Source organism: Streptomyces katrae, assembly GCF_000966975.1.
Lineage (GTDB): Bacteria > Actinomycetota > Actinomycetes > Streptomycetales > Streptomycetaceae > Streptomyces > Streptomyces katrae.
Genome location: NZ_JZWV01000059.1, coordinates 1 through 13134 on the forward strand (window position 1 = coordinate 1; position 13134 = coordinate 13134).

Here is a 13134-nt window from a genome sequence, read left to right on the forward strand (position 1 = left end):
CCCGGCCGCCCTCGCCCCCGCGCTCGCGGAGTTCTTCGGCCGGGATCAGGCCCGCTGACCTGCGGGCGCCTGCGGTTCCTGCGGCCCCTCGGGCTGCTCCGGCCGCCGGCGCCCGCGTCCCAGCGGCAGCAGTTCGGCGGTGACCAGCGCGGCCACCGTCGCCAGGATCACCACCGGTGTCATCGTCAGGCTGTCGACCAGCAGCAGCGCCATCACCGCGCTGCTGACCGGCAGCCGCAGTACGCTCGCGCCGGCCGCGGCCAGACCCGCCGCCACGGCCGGTACCACCCCCAGGCCGGGCAGCGGCGCCGCGAGCACCCCGGCCGCGGCGCCCAGGAACAGGGCCGGGAAGATCGGACCGCCGCGCAGGCTGCCCAGGCACAGCGCGTACGCGGCCGTCTTGCACAGCAGCACGGCCACCAGCACACCCACACCCCAGGCGTGCGGGTTCCCCACCATCGGGCCCATCAGGGCCTGCCCGGACGAGGCGACCTCCGCCGGGGACCGGTCCGTGGCCAGGGCGTAGACCGCGGCGCAGCCCCCTGCCCCGAGCGCGCACAGCGCCGTACGCGCCACCGTCTGCCGGGTCACGAAGGCCGCGACGCCCTGCCCCACGCCCACCGCCAGCCGCAGCACCACCGCCACGGCCACCGCCAGCAGCAGCCCCCAGCCCACGTCCGCCGCGTCCAGCCGGGGTACCGGCCCGGGGATCTTGACGGTCAGCCCACCGGTCTTCAGCCCGGTCCACCGGCCGAAACCGGTGAACACCAGCGCCCCCAGCCCGCTGGACAGCAGCGCGGGCAGCATGACGGCGACCAGCTGGGGGCCGCCCACCCCCACCACCTCGATCAGCAGCACCGCCGCGATCAGCGGGCTCCCGAAGATCACCGAAATGGCGGCGGCCGCTCCCGCCACCCCCATGAGCACACTGGCCTGCGGGGTCCCCGGCCCCCGCGCCAGGTCCCGCAGCAGCAGCGCGAGGCCACCGCCGAGGGCGATCAGCGGCGCCTCGGGACCCAGTACCGCACCCAGCGGCAGGCTCGCGGTCGCGGCGACCAGCACCCCGGGCAGCACCTTGGTCGAAGCCCCGCCCATGGCCAGCCCGTCCGCCGGGACGTGCCCGCCCGCGCCGGGCAGCCGGGCGGCCACCCAGCCCACCACGACCCCCGCGACCAGCAGCAACGGCAGCGGCCACCACCATGGCGCCGCCTCCCACCCCAGCCCGTCCGGCAGGCTCTCCCACAGCAGGTGCTGCAGCTCGTCCAGCCCGGCCAGGAACCAGAAGCACACCAGGGACACCGGGATGCCGATCAGGGCGCACAGCACCAGCGTCTTGCGGTACGCGGGCGTCTTGAGCAGCCCCCGCAGCAGCTCCGCCTCCCCCGCCTGGGTCGCGGTCATGGCCCGCTCCTTTCGGGCTGCCGGGACAGCCCGGTCTGGACCGCGCCGAGGAGCACCTTGGCGACGAGTCCCACCATGATCAGATCGGCCACCATCTGCAGGGTGGTCAGCACCCGCGCGGTCCCGTCGACCGGCGTGATGTCCCCGAACCCCACGGTCGCGAACACCGTCACGACGAAGTACAGGGTGTCGGTCCTGGTCAGGGGCTCGGAGAACGCGGCGGGCCGGTCCTGCGCCAGCAGGAAGTACGTCGACGCGAACAAGGTCAGGAACAACGGCACGGCGGTGGCCACGGCCTCCAGGGCCTGCAGCCGAGGATGGACCGACCGGGCGATGGCCCCGACCTGCCACAGCACCAGCCACCCGAAGAGCAGCAGCCCTCCGACGAGCGCCACCACGGCCAGGACCCCGAACCCGTGATCAAGCGGAGCCAGGTAGTAGAGCCAGGTGATCAGCGCCACCGTCCCGACGGGCCGCAGCAGGTGCCCGACCAGCCCCCACCGGAAGCCGCCACACCCCATGCCCACTCCTCCTCACCACCACCAACCCCCCTCCGGGCATTGCAACACCCCCCACCCCCACCCGCACCTCACGCACCACCACCTGGACCTGGGACTGAGGACGCACTGCCAGTGCCGACTCGCCGGAAGGCGCAAACGCCAGTAAGGGCCTGATCCACTCACGTGGATCAGGCCCTTACTGGTCTTACTCTGTCGGGGTGGCGGGATTTGAACCCACGACCTCTTCGTCCCGAACGAAGCGCGCTGCCAAGCTGCGCTACACCCCGATCGTCACCCTCGGCGTTTCCGCCTGGCGACATCGATTACTTTAGCGGACCCGGCGCCGGAGACGAAATCCGGTTTTCACGGGGCCCCGGCGGGGGCCGCGCGGGGGTCCTAGGCCTTCGGGGTGAGGGTCAGGAGGGTGGCCTCCGGGGGGCAGGCGAAGCGGACCGGGGTGAAGCGGTTCGTGCCGCAGCCCGCCGAGACGTGCAGGTAGGAGCGCTCGCCCTGGGTCTCGTACGTGGACAGGCCCTTCACCCGCTTGGTGTCGAGGTCGCAGTTGGTGACCAGGGCCCCGTAGAAGGGGACGCACAGCTGGCCGCCGTGCGTGTGCCCGGCGAGGATCAGCGGGTAGCGGTCGGCGGTGAAGGACTCCAGCACCCGCAGGTACGGGGCGTGCACGACGGCGATCGAGAAGTCCGCGTCCGCCTCCGGGCCGCCCGCGACCCGCTCGTAGCGGTCGCGCTTGATGTGCGGGTCGTCCAGGCCGGTGAACGCCAGCTCCATGCCGCCCAGCTTCAGCCGGCCCCGGGTGTTGGTCAGGTTCAGCCAGCCCGCCGCGTCGAAGGCGTCCCGCATGCCCTCCCACGGGTTGTGGACGGCGCCGACCACCGGCTTGTTGCCGTTCAGGCCGTGCCGCCCCTGGGCCTTCTCGATCAGGTAGCGGCCGGGGTTGCGCAGCCGCGGCCCGTAGTAGTCGTTCGAGCCGAAGACGTACACGCCGGGGAATTCCATCAGCGGGCCGAGCGCGTCGAGGAGCTCCGGCACGCCCTCGGTGTCGGAGAGGTTGTCGCCGGTGTTCACGACGAAGTCGGGGCGCAGTCCGGCGAGGGACTGGAGCCAGGCACGCTTCTTGCGCTGCCCGCCGACCATGTGGATGTCCGACACCTGGAGCACGCGCAGGGGACGGGCCCCGGCGGGGAGCACGGGAACGCTGACCCGGCGCAGCCGGAAGGAGCGGGCCTCGAACCCGGCGGCGTAGGCCACTCCCGCGGCCCCCACCGCCGCGATTCCGGCGGTGACCTTCAGGGGTACTCCGTAACGCGCACGCATGGCCCCATGGTCGCAGACGCGGAAAACCGATGGGCGCCACAGCCCCCGTACCTGGCAGACTCAAGGGCATGACCACGCTCAAGGCCAAGCTCCAGGAAGACCTCACCACCGCCATCAAGGCGCGCGACGAACTCGCTTCGTCCACGCTGCGCCTGACCCTCGCCGCCATCACCAAGGAGGAGGTCGCGGGCAAGGAAGCGCGCGTCCTCTCCGACGACGAGGTCCTCAAGGTGATCGCGAAGGAGGCGAAGAAGCGCCGCGAGGCCGCGGAGGCCTTCGCCCAGGGCGGCCGCGACGAGCAGGCCGCGCGCGAGACGGCGGAGGGCGAGTTCCTCGACACCTACCTGCCCAAGCAGCTCGGCGACGACGAGCTCGACGCGATCGTGGCGCAGGCGGTGGCGGAGGCCAGGGCGGCCGGTGCCGAGGGGCCGCGGGCCATGGGCGCCGTCATGAAGATCGTGAATCCGAAGGTGGCGGGTCTGGCGGAGGGTGGCCGCGTCGCCGCCGCCGTCAAGAAGCAGCTCTCCTGAGTGGAGCGAGAAGTTCTGAGTGGAGCACGAAGGGAGGGCCCCGGCCGGATGATCCGGCCGGGGCCCTCCCCTGTTGGTCCTACTGGTTCTCGTTGCCGCCGATCAGGCCCGGGTCCGCGGGGAGCCCGGGGATCGGGTTGACGGGCGGGTCGGCCGGGGTGGCGCCGCCGCCGCCCGCCGCGGTGCCGGGCTTGCTGTCGCCGGGCTTGCCGTCGCCGCCGGGCTTGCCGGGCTTCCCCGGCTTGCGCGGGTTCGTCGGCTGGTTCGGGGTGTTGCCCCGGCCGCCGCCCGCGCCACCGCCTCCGTTGCCGCCGCCCCCGACCACGGGGTCCGGGACGTGGACGTTCGCGAAGGGCGGTGCCTCACGGCCGGCCAGCGCGCCGGAGACCGCGTCCTTCCAGATCGGGCCGGGCAGGCCACCGCCGAAGACCTTCGGGTAGTACTGACCGCCGATGGTGATGTCCTCCATCGTGATCTTCTTCGCGCCGCCCGAGCCGACCCACACCGCGCCGGACATGTTCGGGGTGTAGCCGACGAACCAGGCGTTGTAGCGGCCGTCGGTGGTACCGGTCTTGCCCGCGTTGTCGCGGTCGTTCAGGCCGGCCTTCTCACCGGTGCCGGAGTCGACCACTCCGCGCAGCAGGTTGTTGATCGTGTCGGCGGTGTCCTGGGACATGGCCCGGTCGCACTTGCTCTTGGGCACCGCGAGCGCCTTGCCGTGGGCGTCGGTGATCGACTCCAGGGCGATCGGGGTGCAGTAGACGCCCCGGTTGGCGAAGGCGGCGTACGCGTTGGCCATCGTCAGCGGGGACATCTCGGCGGAGCCGAGCGCGATGGACGGCTCCTCGGGGAGCTTGACCCCGCTGGCCGGGACCACACCGAGCTTCTGCGTCATCTCCGTCACCGGGCAGAGCCCGATGTCGGAGATCATCTGCACGAAGTAGGTGTTGATGGACTTCTCCATCGCCGTCTTCAGCGCGTACGGGCCGACCTCGTCCGCCGTCTCGTTCTCGGCGGTCTGCAGCTTCCCGCCGGCCAGCGGCAGGTTCTGCCACGGCGGCGAGCCCTCGCAGCGCGTGACCGGGCTCGGGTACTCCATCTTGTTCGGCGCCGAGTAGACCTTCGTCGGCTCCATGCCCTTCTCTATGGCCGCGGCCGCGATGAAGGGCTTGAACGTGGAGCCCACCTGGAAGCCGAAGTTCGAGCCGCCCATCCGCTTGTCGACGGAGTAGTTGATCTGCGTCTCGTTCTTCCCGAAGCCGTACGGCTTGGACTGGCCCATCGCCAGGATCCGGCCCGTGCCCGGCTGGACCATGGTCACGGCCGTGGCGATCGAGTCGTCCTGGTTGACGTGGTCGCGGATGGAGTTGTTCGCGGCGTCCTGCGACTGCGGGTCCAGGGTGGTGCGGATCGTCAGGCCGCCCTGGTTCCAGATCTTCGCCCGCTCCTCGCGGGTCTTGCCGAAGACCGTGTCGGACAGGAAGGTGTTGCGCACGAAGTCGCAGAAGAAGCCCGCGCCCTTGACGGCGGTGATGCAGCCGTTCTTCGGGCGGGTCACCTTCAGGGTGACCGGCAGCTTCTTCGCCTCGTCGGCCTCGGCCTGCGAGATGTCCTTCACGTCGGCCATCCGCTGGAGGACGACGTTGCGGCGCTTCATCGCCTCCTGCGCGTCGTTCACCGGGTCGAACCGGCTCGGCGACTGCACGACGCCGGCCAGCAGGGCCGACTCGTCCAGGGTCAGGTCCTTGGCCGGCTTGCTGAAGTAGCGCTGGGCCGCGGACTCGATGCCGTACGCCGCCTGCCCGAAGTAGGTGATGTTGAGGTAGTTCTCGAGGATCTTCTTCTTCCCGAGCTCCTCCTCGACCTGGATCGAGTACTTCAGCTCGCGGATCTTGCGCCCGAGGCTCTTCTGCTGTGCTTCGGCGACCTTGGCCGGGTCGTCGCCGGCCTCCTCGACGAAGACGTTCTTCACGTACTGCTGCGTGAGCGTGGAGGCGCCCTGTGCGGCGCCGCCCTCCTGCGCGTTGCGGTTGACCGCGCGCAGGATGCCCTTGAGGTCGACGGCGCCGTGCTCGTAGAAACGCGAGTCCTCGATCGCGACGATCGCCTTCTGCATGTACGGCGAGATGGCCGTGAGCGGGACCACCTGCCGGTCCCGCGAATACACCGTGGCGATCAGGCCACCCTCGGCGTCCAGAATGGTGGTCCGCTGGCTCAGCGGAGGCGTCTTGAGATTGGCCGGGATCTCATCGAAGCCCTCGACGGTGCCCTTGGCGGCGAGGCCCAGCGCACCGGCGCCCGGGATCGCGATGCCGGCGAGAACGACTCCGGAGAGAACCGACAAACCGAGGAACCTGGTGGCCTGCTGTGGCCCCGTGAGCCCTGCGCCCGAGCGCTTCTTTCCCATGGAGGGCAGCCTACGTTCTGATTCGCCGGACACGCGCGAATGCCTTGGCCTAAGCTGTCCCCAACTGTCACAGCAGTGTGGTGCGACATCAACCCCTCGGCTTGATTTTCACCCTTCCCGAATGGGGTGGACGCATGTCCGAATCTCACCCTTCGCTCTGACGGGCGCTCACCGGTGCTTCCCTGATTTCACCCGAATCGCCGGAATGGCCGGGCATGTCGCCGGATCACTCCGTCGGGTGATCTGCCGCTTACCCATAGTCCGTTCGGACCATTCAAGATTGGGCCCGTCGGGGGTGTTGCACCGTCCCCGCCTTCCGTAACGTCCTCAACTGGCAGCGGTGAATATGCCGCTACCGCCGTGGGGGAGCCTCGATTCGGGAGAGGACGGCACCGGGATGGGCTGGGTAACCGACTGGAGTGCGCAGGCAGCCTGCCGCACTACCGATCCGGATGAACTGTTCGTTCAAGGAGCGGCACAGAACAGGGCCAAGGCGGTGTGCACCGGATGCCCGGTGCGGACCGAGTGCCTGGCCGACGCGCTCGACAATCGTGTCGAGTTCGGAGTGTGGGGCGGAATGACCGAGCGGGAACGGCGCGCCCTGTTGCGCAGGCGTCCCACCGTCACCTCGTGGCGACGGCTGCTCGAAACCGCTCGCACGGAGTACGAGCGCAGTACCGGCATCCTCACCGTGGATGTCGGCGCGGAGATCGACGTGGCGTACGAGACCTACGCGGCAGCCGGGTAACCACCCGGCCACCGCACAGGCACCACTCGTACGTACGGTCAAGCTCCGGCCGGAACCCCGGCCGCGAGTCGCTCTCCGATGGCCCGCAGCCCGGCGAGGTCGTGCACGTCGCCGGGCAGGGCGGCCACTTCGGCCACCGCCACCTCGGGATGCAGCGAGGTGAAGCGATCGCGCGTGCGCTGTTCCCGCGCGATCACCTGCATGCGTTCCGCGTGCAGGCGCAACAGGCCCGCCGTGACCGCGTCAGCGTCACCGGCACCGGCACTGTCCGTGCCCTCCGCGTCTCGTGCGTGCCCTGCGTGTTCTGCGCTGTCTACGTCTTCCGGGTGGCTTTCGGCGTCGCCGTCCACGTCGTCCACGGCGGGGGAGCCGTCGTCGGTGGCGTCACGAAGTCCAGCTTTCCCGGGCTCCTGATCGACAATGCCGCCTTCTTCAAGATTCTCTGCGGCCGCCAGGGCCCGCTCCGCGGACAGCTGCCGCGCGTCACTGCCGTGCACCCGGTTCAGCACCAGGCCGGCCAGCGGCATGCTCTCGGCGGCCAGCCGTTCGACGAAGTACGCCGCCTCGCGCAGTGCGTCCGGCTCGGGCGCCGCGACCACCAGGAAGGCCGTACCCGGCGCCTGGAGCAGCCGGAACGTCGCGTCCGCTCGGGTGCGGAAGCCGCCGAACATCGTGTCCATCGCCGCCACGAACGTCTGCACGTCCTTCAGCAGCGAGGCCCCCATCAGCTTGCTCAGCGTGCCCGTCATCATCGACATGCCGACGTTCAGGAACTTCATCCCGGCCCGCCCGCCGACCTTCGCCGGAGCCATCAGCACCCGGATGAACTTCCCGTCCAGGAACGACCCCAGCCGCTTCGGCGCGTCGAGGAAGTCCAGCGCGGACCGGCTCGGCGGGGTGTCCACGACGATCAGGTCCCAGTCGTCCTTCGCCCGCAGCTGGCCCAGCTTCTCCATCGCCATGTACTCCTGCGTGCCGGCGAAGCCGGCCGACAGGGACTGGTAGAAGGGGTTCGCCAGGATCGCCCGCGCCCGCTCGCGGTCCGCGTGCGCCTCGACGATCTCGTCGAAGGTCCGCTTCATGTCCAGCATCATGGCGTGCAGTTCACCGCCGTCGCCGTCCACGCCCTCGACCCTGCGCGGGGTGTTGTCGAGCGAGTCGATGCCCATCGACTGGGCCAGCCGGCGCGCCGGGTCGATGGTCAGCACGACCACCTTCCGCCCGCGCTCGGCCGCCCGCACGCCCAGCGCCGCGGCCGTCGTGGTCTTGCCGACCCCGCCCGCCCCGCAGCACACGATGATCCGGGTCTTCGGGTCGTCCAGCAGCGCGTCGACCGCCAGCCGCTGCGGCGTGTCCAGGCCCATGGTGTTCCCGCCCCCGCTCACTCGTCGTCCGCCTGCTTGCGCAGCTCCGTCGCCAGCTCGTACAGCCCGGCCAGCTCCATTCCGGAGCCCAGCAGGGGGAGTTCGTACGTCGGCACCTCCAGCCCCGCCAGCACCGCGCGCTGCTCCCGCTCCAGCTCGACGCGGCTCGCGTGCTCGGCGGCCTGCGCCAGCAGCGGCTCCACCAGCCGCTCGGCCAGCCCGCCCCGCCGGGCCCCGCCGAGACCCGCCCGGGACAGGGCCCTGGCGATCTCGGGGCGGCGGCCCTCCGCGGCCGTGCGCAGGGTGTCCTCATCCAGGTGGTGCGGGCGCACCATGTTGACGATGACGCGCCCGAACGGAAGACCGGCCGCCCGCAGTTCGTCGATCCCGTCCGCCGTCTCCTGGACGGGCATCTCCTCCAGCAGGGTCACCAGGTGCACGGCGGTGTCCGGGGACTTGAGCACCTTCATGACGGCCTGCGCCTGGTTGTGGATCGGCCCGAACCGGGCCAGTCCCGCCACCTCGTCGTTGACGTTCAGGAAGCGGGTGATCCGCCCGGTCGGCGGGGCGTCCATGATCACGTGGTCGTAGACGAACCGTCCGGCCTTGTCCTTGCGCCGCACCGCCTCGCACGCCTTGCCGGTCAGCAGGACGTCCCGCAGACCGGGCGCGATGGTCGTCGCGAAGTCGATGGCCCCGAGCTTCTTCAGGGCGCGCCCGGCCGACCCGAGCTTGTAGAACATCTGGAGGTAGTCCAGCAGCGCCCGCTCCGCGTCGATGGCGAGCGCGTACACCTCACCGCCGCCCCCGCCGGGCGCGACGGCGATCTTCCGCTCCTCGTAGGGGAGCGCTTCCGTGCCGAATAGCTGTGCGATGCCCTGCCTGCCCTCGACCTCCACGAGTAGAGTCCGCCTGCCCTCGCGCGCGAGGGCCAGCGCGAGTGCGGCGGCGACCGTGGTCTTGCCGGTGCCGCCCTTGCCGCTGACCACCTGGAGCCTGCTCACAACCTCCGAGCCTAACCACTCCCGCTCAGGCGTTACGCTCGCCCCCATGACCAAGAAGTTCGAATACGCGACGGTCCCCCTGCTGGTCCACGCCACCAAGCAGATCCTGGACACCTGGGGCGAGGACGGCTGGGAGCTCGTCCAGGTCGTGCCCGGCCCGAACAACCCCGAGCAGCTCGTGGCCTACCTCAAGCGGGAGAAGGCATGAGCGGCACCGTCGAGGCCCGGCTCGCCGAGCTCGGCCTGACCCTCCCCGAGGTCGTCCCGCCGCTGGCCGCGTACCAGCCGGCGGTGCGCTCGGGCGCGTACGTGTACACCGCGGGCCAGCTCCCGATGGTGCAGGGCAAGCTCCCGCTGACCGGCAAGGTCGGCGCGGAGGTCTCGCCGGAGCAGGCCAAGGAGCTCGCGGCGACGTGCGCGCTGAACGCGCTGGCCGCCGTGAAGTCCGTGGCCGGTGACCTGGACCGGATCGCGCGCGTGGTGAAGGTCGTCGGCTTCGTCGCCTCGGCCCCCGATTTCACGGGGCAGCCGGGCGTGCTGAACGGTGCGAGCGAGCTGCTGGGCGAGGTCCTCGGCGAGAAGGGCGTGCACGCGCGCAGCGCGGTCGGCGTGGCGGTGCTCCCGCTGGACGCGCCGGTCGAGGTCGAGATCCAGGTGGAACTCACCCCGGACGCCTGATCCGCCTTCTTGGCGCGAACGCCGGCGGGGCTGTTCACAGCCCCGTCGGCGATCGAGGCGCTGGGGCACCTCCCAGCGGTAGCGAAGGGCGGGGCGGGGAGACCGCTCCGCGCGGCGGGCGACGCCGCCACGGTCGGGGGCCCGTCCGGTGGAGGTGGCTCTCGAACATCGGGCCGGATGGTCGTAGCATCCGGCCATGCCGAATGGTCAGCACGGACAGCCCTCGCCCGAGCAGCCCCCCGCCGGAGGCCAGTGGTACCCCCCGGAGTGGCCCGCCCGCATCCGGGCCCTCGCGGAAGGCACCCTCACCCCGGCGGAGCCCAGGCGTGCCGCCACGGTGATGCTGCTCCGCGACACGCCCGCCGGTCCCGCCGTGCACATGCTGCGCCGCCGCGCCTCCATGGCGTTCGCCGGCGGCGCCTACGCCTACCCCGGCGGCGGGGTCGACCCCCGCGACGAGGACCGCCGCATCGGCTGGGCCGGCCCGGACCAGGAGGCGTGGGCGGCCCGCCTCGGGACCGACGCCGCCACCGCCCAGGCGATCGTCTGCGGCGCGGTCCGCGAGACCTTCGAGGAAGCCGGCGTACTCCTCGCCGGGAAGACCCCCGACACCGTCGTCGGCGACACCACCGGGGACGACTGGGAGGCCGACCGCGAGGCCCTCGTCGGCCGCGAGCTGTCCTTCGCCGAGTTCCTCGACCGCCGCGGCCTGCTGCTGCGCTCCGACCTGCTCGGGGCCTGGGCCCGCTGGATCACCCCCGAGTTCGAGCCCCGCCGCTACGACACGTGGTTCTTCGTCGCCGCCCTCCCGGAGGGCCAGCGCACCCGCAACGCCTCCACCGAGGCCGACCGGACCGTCTGGATCCGCCCGCAGGACGCCGCCGCCGGCTACGACGCGGGGGAGCTGCTGATGATGCCGCCCACCATCTCCACCCTGCGCTCCCTGGAGCCGTACGGGGCCGCCGCCGACGCCCTCGCGGCGTCCGGCGCGCAGGACCTCACCCCGGTCCTGGCCGAGGCCACGCTGGAGGACGGCGTGGTCGTGCTCAGCTGGCCGGGCCACGACGAGTTCACCAAGCGCGTCACCCTCGGAGGAGGCCCCGTATGACCGACGCAGCGGCCCTGCCCGGCCAGCCCCGCGGAACGGTCGTCTCCGGACCGGCCACCGCCCGTGCGATCAACGTCCTGGCCCCGAACCCCTCGGCCATGACCCTGGACGGCACCAACACCTGGCTGGTCTCCGAACCCGACTCCGACCTCGCCGTCGTCATCGACCCGGGCCCCCTCGACGAGGCGCACCTGCGCGCCGTCATCGCCACCGCGGAGCAGGCCGGCAAGCGGATCGCGCTGACCCTCCTCACCCACGGCCACCCCGACCACGCGGAGGGCGCCGGCCGCTTCGCCGAGCTGACCGGCACCAAGGTGCGTGCCCTGGACCCCGCGCTACGCCTGGGCGACGAGGGCCTGGCCGCCGGGAACGTGATCCGCACCGGCGGTCTGGAACTGCGCGTCGTGGCCACCCCCGGGCACACCTCGGACTCGCTCTGCTTCCACCTGCCGGCCGACCGGGCCGTGCTGACCGGCGACACCATCCTGGGCCGCGGGACGACCGTCGTGGCGCATCCCGACGGCCGCCTGGGCGACTACCTGGACTCCCTGCGCCGCCTGCGCTCCCTCACCGTCGACGACGGGGTCCACACCGTCCTGCCGGGCCACGGGCCGGTCCTGGAGGACGCGCAGGGCGCCGTGGAGTACTACCTGGCCCACCGCGCCCACCGGCTCGCCCAGGTCGAGACGGCGGTGGACGACGGCCTGGTCACTCCGGAGGCCGTCGTGGCCCACGTCTACGCCGATGTGGACCGCTCACTTTGGCCGGCGGCCGAATGGTCCGTCCGAGCGCAGCTCGAGTACCTTCGGGATCACGGACTGATCCCGGGGGGACCTGAATGAACACGCTCTACCTGCTGCTCGCGCTGCTGGCGGTCGCGGGCTGGATCGTCTCCACGATGAACCAGCGGATGCGCGCCCTGCAGGACAGGGCCGACCGGCTGGAGCGGCGGCTCGGTCTGGTCCTGGACCACCTGGGCATCGAGGAGCCGGAGTCGGCCGGTCTGGACGAGGTGCGCGCGCTGATGCGCGACGGCCGGGCCGTTGCGGCCATCAAGCTCTACCGCGAGATCACCGGCGCGGGCCTGGCCGAGGCCAAGCAGGCCGTCGAGTCCCTCGACCTCAAGGTCTAGCCCTCCGGGCGGGGCGTCTTCGTGCCGTGCCGGGCCGCGTATTCGGAGGCCAGCCACGGGCCGAGGTCGTCCAGGTACCGGCGGGCGACGGCCGGGTCCTCGACGGGGGACAGGGCCACGACGGCCGCCTCCCGCACCTGCGCGGCCCGCTGCGGGTAGTAGCGGCCGAAGACCTCCGCGGACTCGGCGAGGTCGCTGGTCCAGCCGCCCCACTCGGGCATGACCAGCGTGAAGGCGGTCCGCACCAGGTGCCGCGAGAAGAACCGGTTCATCCTGCGGAACTCGGCGGGCTCCGAGGCGGCCTCGAAGCGGGCCCGCCACCGGGGCAGCAGGGCGGCCAGGTCGCCGTTGGTCTCCCGGGCGAGCAGGCTGTCGGGACGGTAGCGGGGCAGGTGCTCGGCCAGGTCGGAGCCGAGCAGCGGGGTGCACAGGCAGGCCAGGAACCAGCCCAGGTCGTAACGTTCCTGCTCGCTCAGCAGCCGGTCCTTGCCGTACAGCAGGATGCCGACGCCGTCGATCTGCCGGAAGTCCTGGTCGAGGCCGCGGCCCAGCACGTCGGCGGTGTCCCGGTCCTCCTCGCCGGGCTCCCGGTGCAGGGCGATCAGCAGGTCGAGGTCGGACCGGCCGGCGCGAGCCGTGCCGCGCGGCACGGATCCGTAGAGGTAGGCGCTGTGGAGCCGGTTCCCGTACGCCTCCACGAGCCGGCCGCGCGCGGCGGTGACGACCTCGGCGAACGCGGGCTGGACCCGTCCGAGGGAGCCCTCCCGCTCGAAGTACCCGTCCGCGTCCAGCCCTCTGAGATCCATGATCCCTACTGTGCCGGGCGCACGGCACCGGGCGCGGGTATTTATCGGCCCGTGGCCCGGTCCACGGCCCGTGCCGGGCCGCGGACGCGCGGAGGGGCCCCGTCCGACACCCGGACGGGGC

14 protein-coding genes and 1 tRNA gene are annotated in these 13134 nt (G+C 71.9%); 7 read left to right on the plus strand and 8 right to left on the minus strand.

Annotated elements, in window-relative coordinates:
- Window positions 1-45 precede the first annotated feature (45 nt).
- The 4 genes from VR44_RS03240 to VR44_RS03255 all read right to left on the minus strand — a co-directional run bounded on the left by VR44_RS03240 (window position 46) and on the right by VR44_RS03255 (window position 3236).
- On the minus strand, window positions 46-1401 hold the full coding sequence (locus tag VR44_RS03240; RefSeq protein ID WP_045945820.1) for a chloride channel protein: 1356 nt from the start codon (window positions 1399-1401) through the stop codon (window positions 46-48).
- Window positions 1398-1922 (minus strand): potassium channel family protein, encoded by a 525-nt coding sequence (locus VR44_RS03245; RefSeq protein ID WP_045945821.1) that lies wholly within the window; start codon window positions 1920-1922, stop codon window positions 1398-1400. Before VR44_RS03245 ends, VR44_RS03240 begins: the two co-directional genes overlap by 4 nt.
- Before the next feature lie 192 nt (window positions 1923-2114).
- A tRNA-Pro gene (locus VR44_RS03250) sits at window positions 2115-2188 on the minus strand.
- Window positions 2189-2297: 109 nt separating this feature from the next.
- Window positions 2298-3236 carry a metallophosphoesterase gene (locus tag VR44_RS03255; protein ID WP_045945822.1) on the minus strand — a complete coding sequence of 313 codons (939 nt, stop codon included), beginning with the start codon at window positions 3234-3236 and terminating at the stop codon, window positions 2298-2300.
- Between the two features lie 68 nt (window positions 3237-3304).
- Here VR44_RS03255 and VR44_RS03260 point away from each other — a divergent pair, with 68 nt between their 5' ends.
- Window positions 3305-3766, plus strand: coding sequence for a GatB/YqeY domain-containing protein (locus tag VR44_RS03260; RefSeq protein WP_045945841.1), 462 nt, complete (start codon window positions 3305-3307; stop codon window positions 3764-3766).
- A 79-nt stretch (window positions 3767-3845) separates the two neighbouring features.
- Here VR44_RS03260 and VR44_RS03265 read toward each other — a convergent pair whose 3' ends face one another.
- Window positions 3846-6173, minus strand: coding sequence for a transglycosylase domain-containing protein (locus tag VR44_RS03265; protein ID WP_045945823.1), 2328 nt, complete (start codon window positions 6171-6173; stop codon window positions 3846-3848).
- 397 nt (window positions 6174-6570) lie between these two features.
- Here VR44_RS03265 and VR44_RS03270 point away from each other — a divergent pair, with 397 nt between their 5' ends.
- Window positions 6571-6921, plus strand: a complete 351-nt coding sequence (locus VR44_RS03270; RefSeq protein WP_052713450.1) for a WhiB family transcriptional regulator — start codon at window positions 6571-6573, stop codon at window positions 6919-6921.
- Between the two features lie 38 nt (window positions 6922-6959).
- On the opposite strand, the gene bagB is transcribed toward VR44_RS03270, so the two are convergent.
- Together bagB and bagA are read right to left on the minus strand one after the other, a co-directional pair.
- Window positions 6960-8285 carry an ATPase BagB gene (gene bagB, locus VR44_RS03275; RefSeq protein ID WP_045945825.1) on the minus strand — a complete coding sequence of 442 codons (1326 nt, stop codon included), beginning with the start codon at window positions 8283-8285 and terminating at the stop codon, window positions 6960-6962.
- Between the two features lie 17 nt (window positions 8286-8302).
- On the minus strand, window positions 8303-9289 hold the full coding sequence (gene bagA / locus VR44_RS03280) for an ATPase BagA (protein ID WP_045945826.1): 987 nt from the start codon (window positions 9287-9289) through the stop codon (window positions 8303-8305).
- 46 nt (window positions 9290-9335) lie between these two features.
- On the opposite strand from bagA, the gene sp36 reads away from it, so the two are divergent.
- The 5 genes from sp36 (at window position 9336) to VR44_RS03300 (ending at window position 12207) form a co-directional block, all read left to right on the plus strand.
- The gene (sp36, locus tag VR44_RS42180) at window positions 9336-9497 is read left to right on the plus strand and encodes a Sp36 family protein (RefSeq protein WP_007264966.1); all 162 of its coding nucleotides are present in this window, start codon (window positions 9336-9338) and stop codon (window positions 9495-9497) included.
- The gene (locus VR44_RS03285) at window positions 9494-9967 is read left to right on the plus strand and encodes a RidA family protein (RefSeq protein ID WP_045945827.1); all 474 of its coding nucleotides are present in this window, start codon (window positions 9494-9496) and stop codon (window positions 9965-9967) included. Before sp36 ends, VR44_RS03285 begins: the two co-directional genes overlap by 4 nt.
- Window positions 9968-10163: 196 nt before the next feature.
- Window positions 10164-11075: an NUDIX hydrolase gene (locus VR44_RS03290; protein WP_045945828.1), complete on the plus strand. Its 912-nt coding sequence runs from the start codon at window positions 10164-10166 to the stop codon at window positions 11073-11075.
- Window positions 11072-11917 carry an MBL fold metallo-hydrolase gene (locus VR44_RS03295; RefSeq protein ID WP_045945829.1) on the plus strand — a complete coding sequence of 282 codons (846 nt, stop codon included), beginning with the start codon at window positions 11072-11074 and terminating at the stop codon, window positions 11915-11917. Before VR44_RS03290 ends, VR44_RS03295 begins: the two co-directional genes overlap by 4 nt.
- Window positions 11914-12207, plus strand: a complete 294-nt coding sequence (locus tag VR44_RS03300) for a ribosomal protein L7/L12 (protein ID WP_045945830.1) — start codon at window positions 11914-11916, stop codon at window positions 12205-12207. Before VR44_RS03295 ends, VR44_RS03300 begins: the two co-directional genes overlap by 4 nt.
- Here VR44_RS03300 and VR44_RS03305 read toward each other — a convergent pair.
- A complete protein-coding gene (locus tag VR44_RS03305) occupies window positions 12204-13013 on the minus strand; it encodes a nucleotidyltransferase domain-containing protein (protein ID WP_045945831.1) in 810 nt (269 codons plus the stop codon). The genes VR44_RS03300 and VR44_RS03305 overlap by 4 nt on opposite strands.
- Between the last annotated feature and the right edge of the window lie 121 nt (window positions 13014-13134).

Excerpts from the sequence above, each read along its gene's own strand:
- VR44_RS03240 (WP_045945820.1), bottom strand. The coding sequence starts at position 1,401 with ATGACCGCGACCCAGGCGGGGGAGGCGGAGCTGCTGCGGGGGCTGCTC.
- VR44_RS03245 (WP_045945821.1), bottom strand. The coding sequence starts at position 1,922 with ATGGGGTGTGGCGGCTTCCGGTGGGGGCTGGTCGGGCACCTGCTGCGG.
- VR44_RS03255 (WP_045945822.1), bottom strand. The coding sequence starts at position 3,236 with ATGCGTGCGCGTTACGGAGTACCCCTGAAGGTCACCGCCGGAATCGCG.
- VR44_RS03260 (WP_045945841.1), top strand. The coding sequence starts at position 3,305 with ATGACCACGCTCAAGGCCAAGCTCCAGGAAGACCTCACCACCGCCATC.
- VR44_RS03265 (WP_045945823.1), bottom strand. The coding sequence starts at position 6,173 with ATGGGAAAGAAGCGCTCGGGCGCAGGGCTCACGGGGCCACAGCAGGCC.
- VR44_RS03270 (WP_052713450.1), top strand. The coding sequence starts at position 6,571 with ATGGGCTGGGTAACCGACTGGAGTGCGCAGGCAGCCTGCCGCACTACC.
- bagB (WP_045945825.1), bottom strand. The coding sequence starts at position 8,285 with ATGGGCCTGGACACGCCGCAGCGGCTGGCGGTCGACGCGCTGCTGGAC.
- sp36 (WP_007264966.1), top strand. The coding sequence starts at position 9,336 with ATGACCAAGAAGTTCGAATACGCGACGGTCCCCCTGCTGGTCCACGCC.
- VR44_RS03285 (WP_045945827.1), top strand. The coding sequence starts at position 9,494 with ATGAGCGGCACCGTCGAGGCCCGGCTCGCCGAGCTCGGCCTGACCCTC.
- VR44_RS03290 (WP_045945828.1), top strand. The coding sequence starts at position 10,164 with ATGCCGAATGGTCAGCACGGACAGCCCTCGCCCGAGCAGCCCCCCGCC.
- VR44_RS03295 (WP_045945829.1), top strand. The coding sequence starts at position 11,072 with ATGACCGACGCAGCGGCCCTGCCCGGCCAGCCCCGCGGAACGGTCGTC.
- VR44_RS03300 (WP_045945830.1), top strand. The coding sequence starts at position 11,914 with ATGAACACGCTCTACCTGCTGCTCGCGCTGCTGGCGGTCGCGGGCTGG.
- VR44_RS03305 (WP_045945831.1), bottom strand. The coding sequence starts at position 13,013 with ATGGATCTCAGAGGGCTGGACGCGGACGGGTACTTCGAGCGGGAGGGC.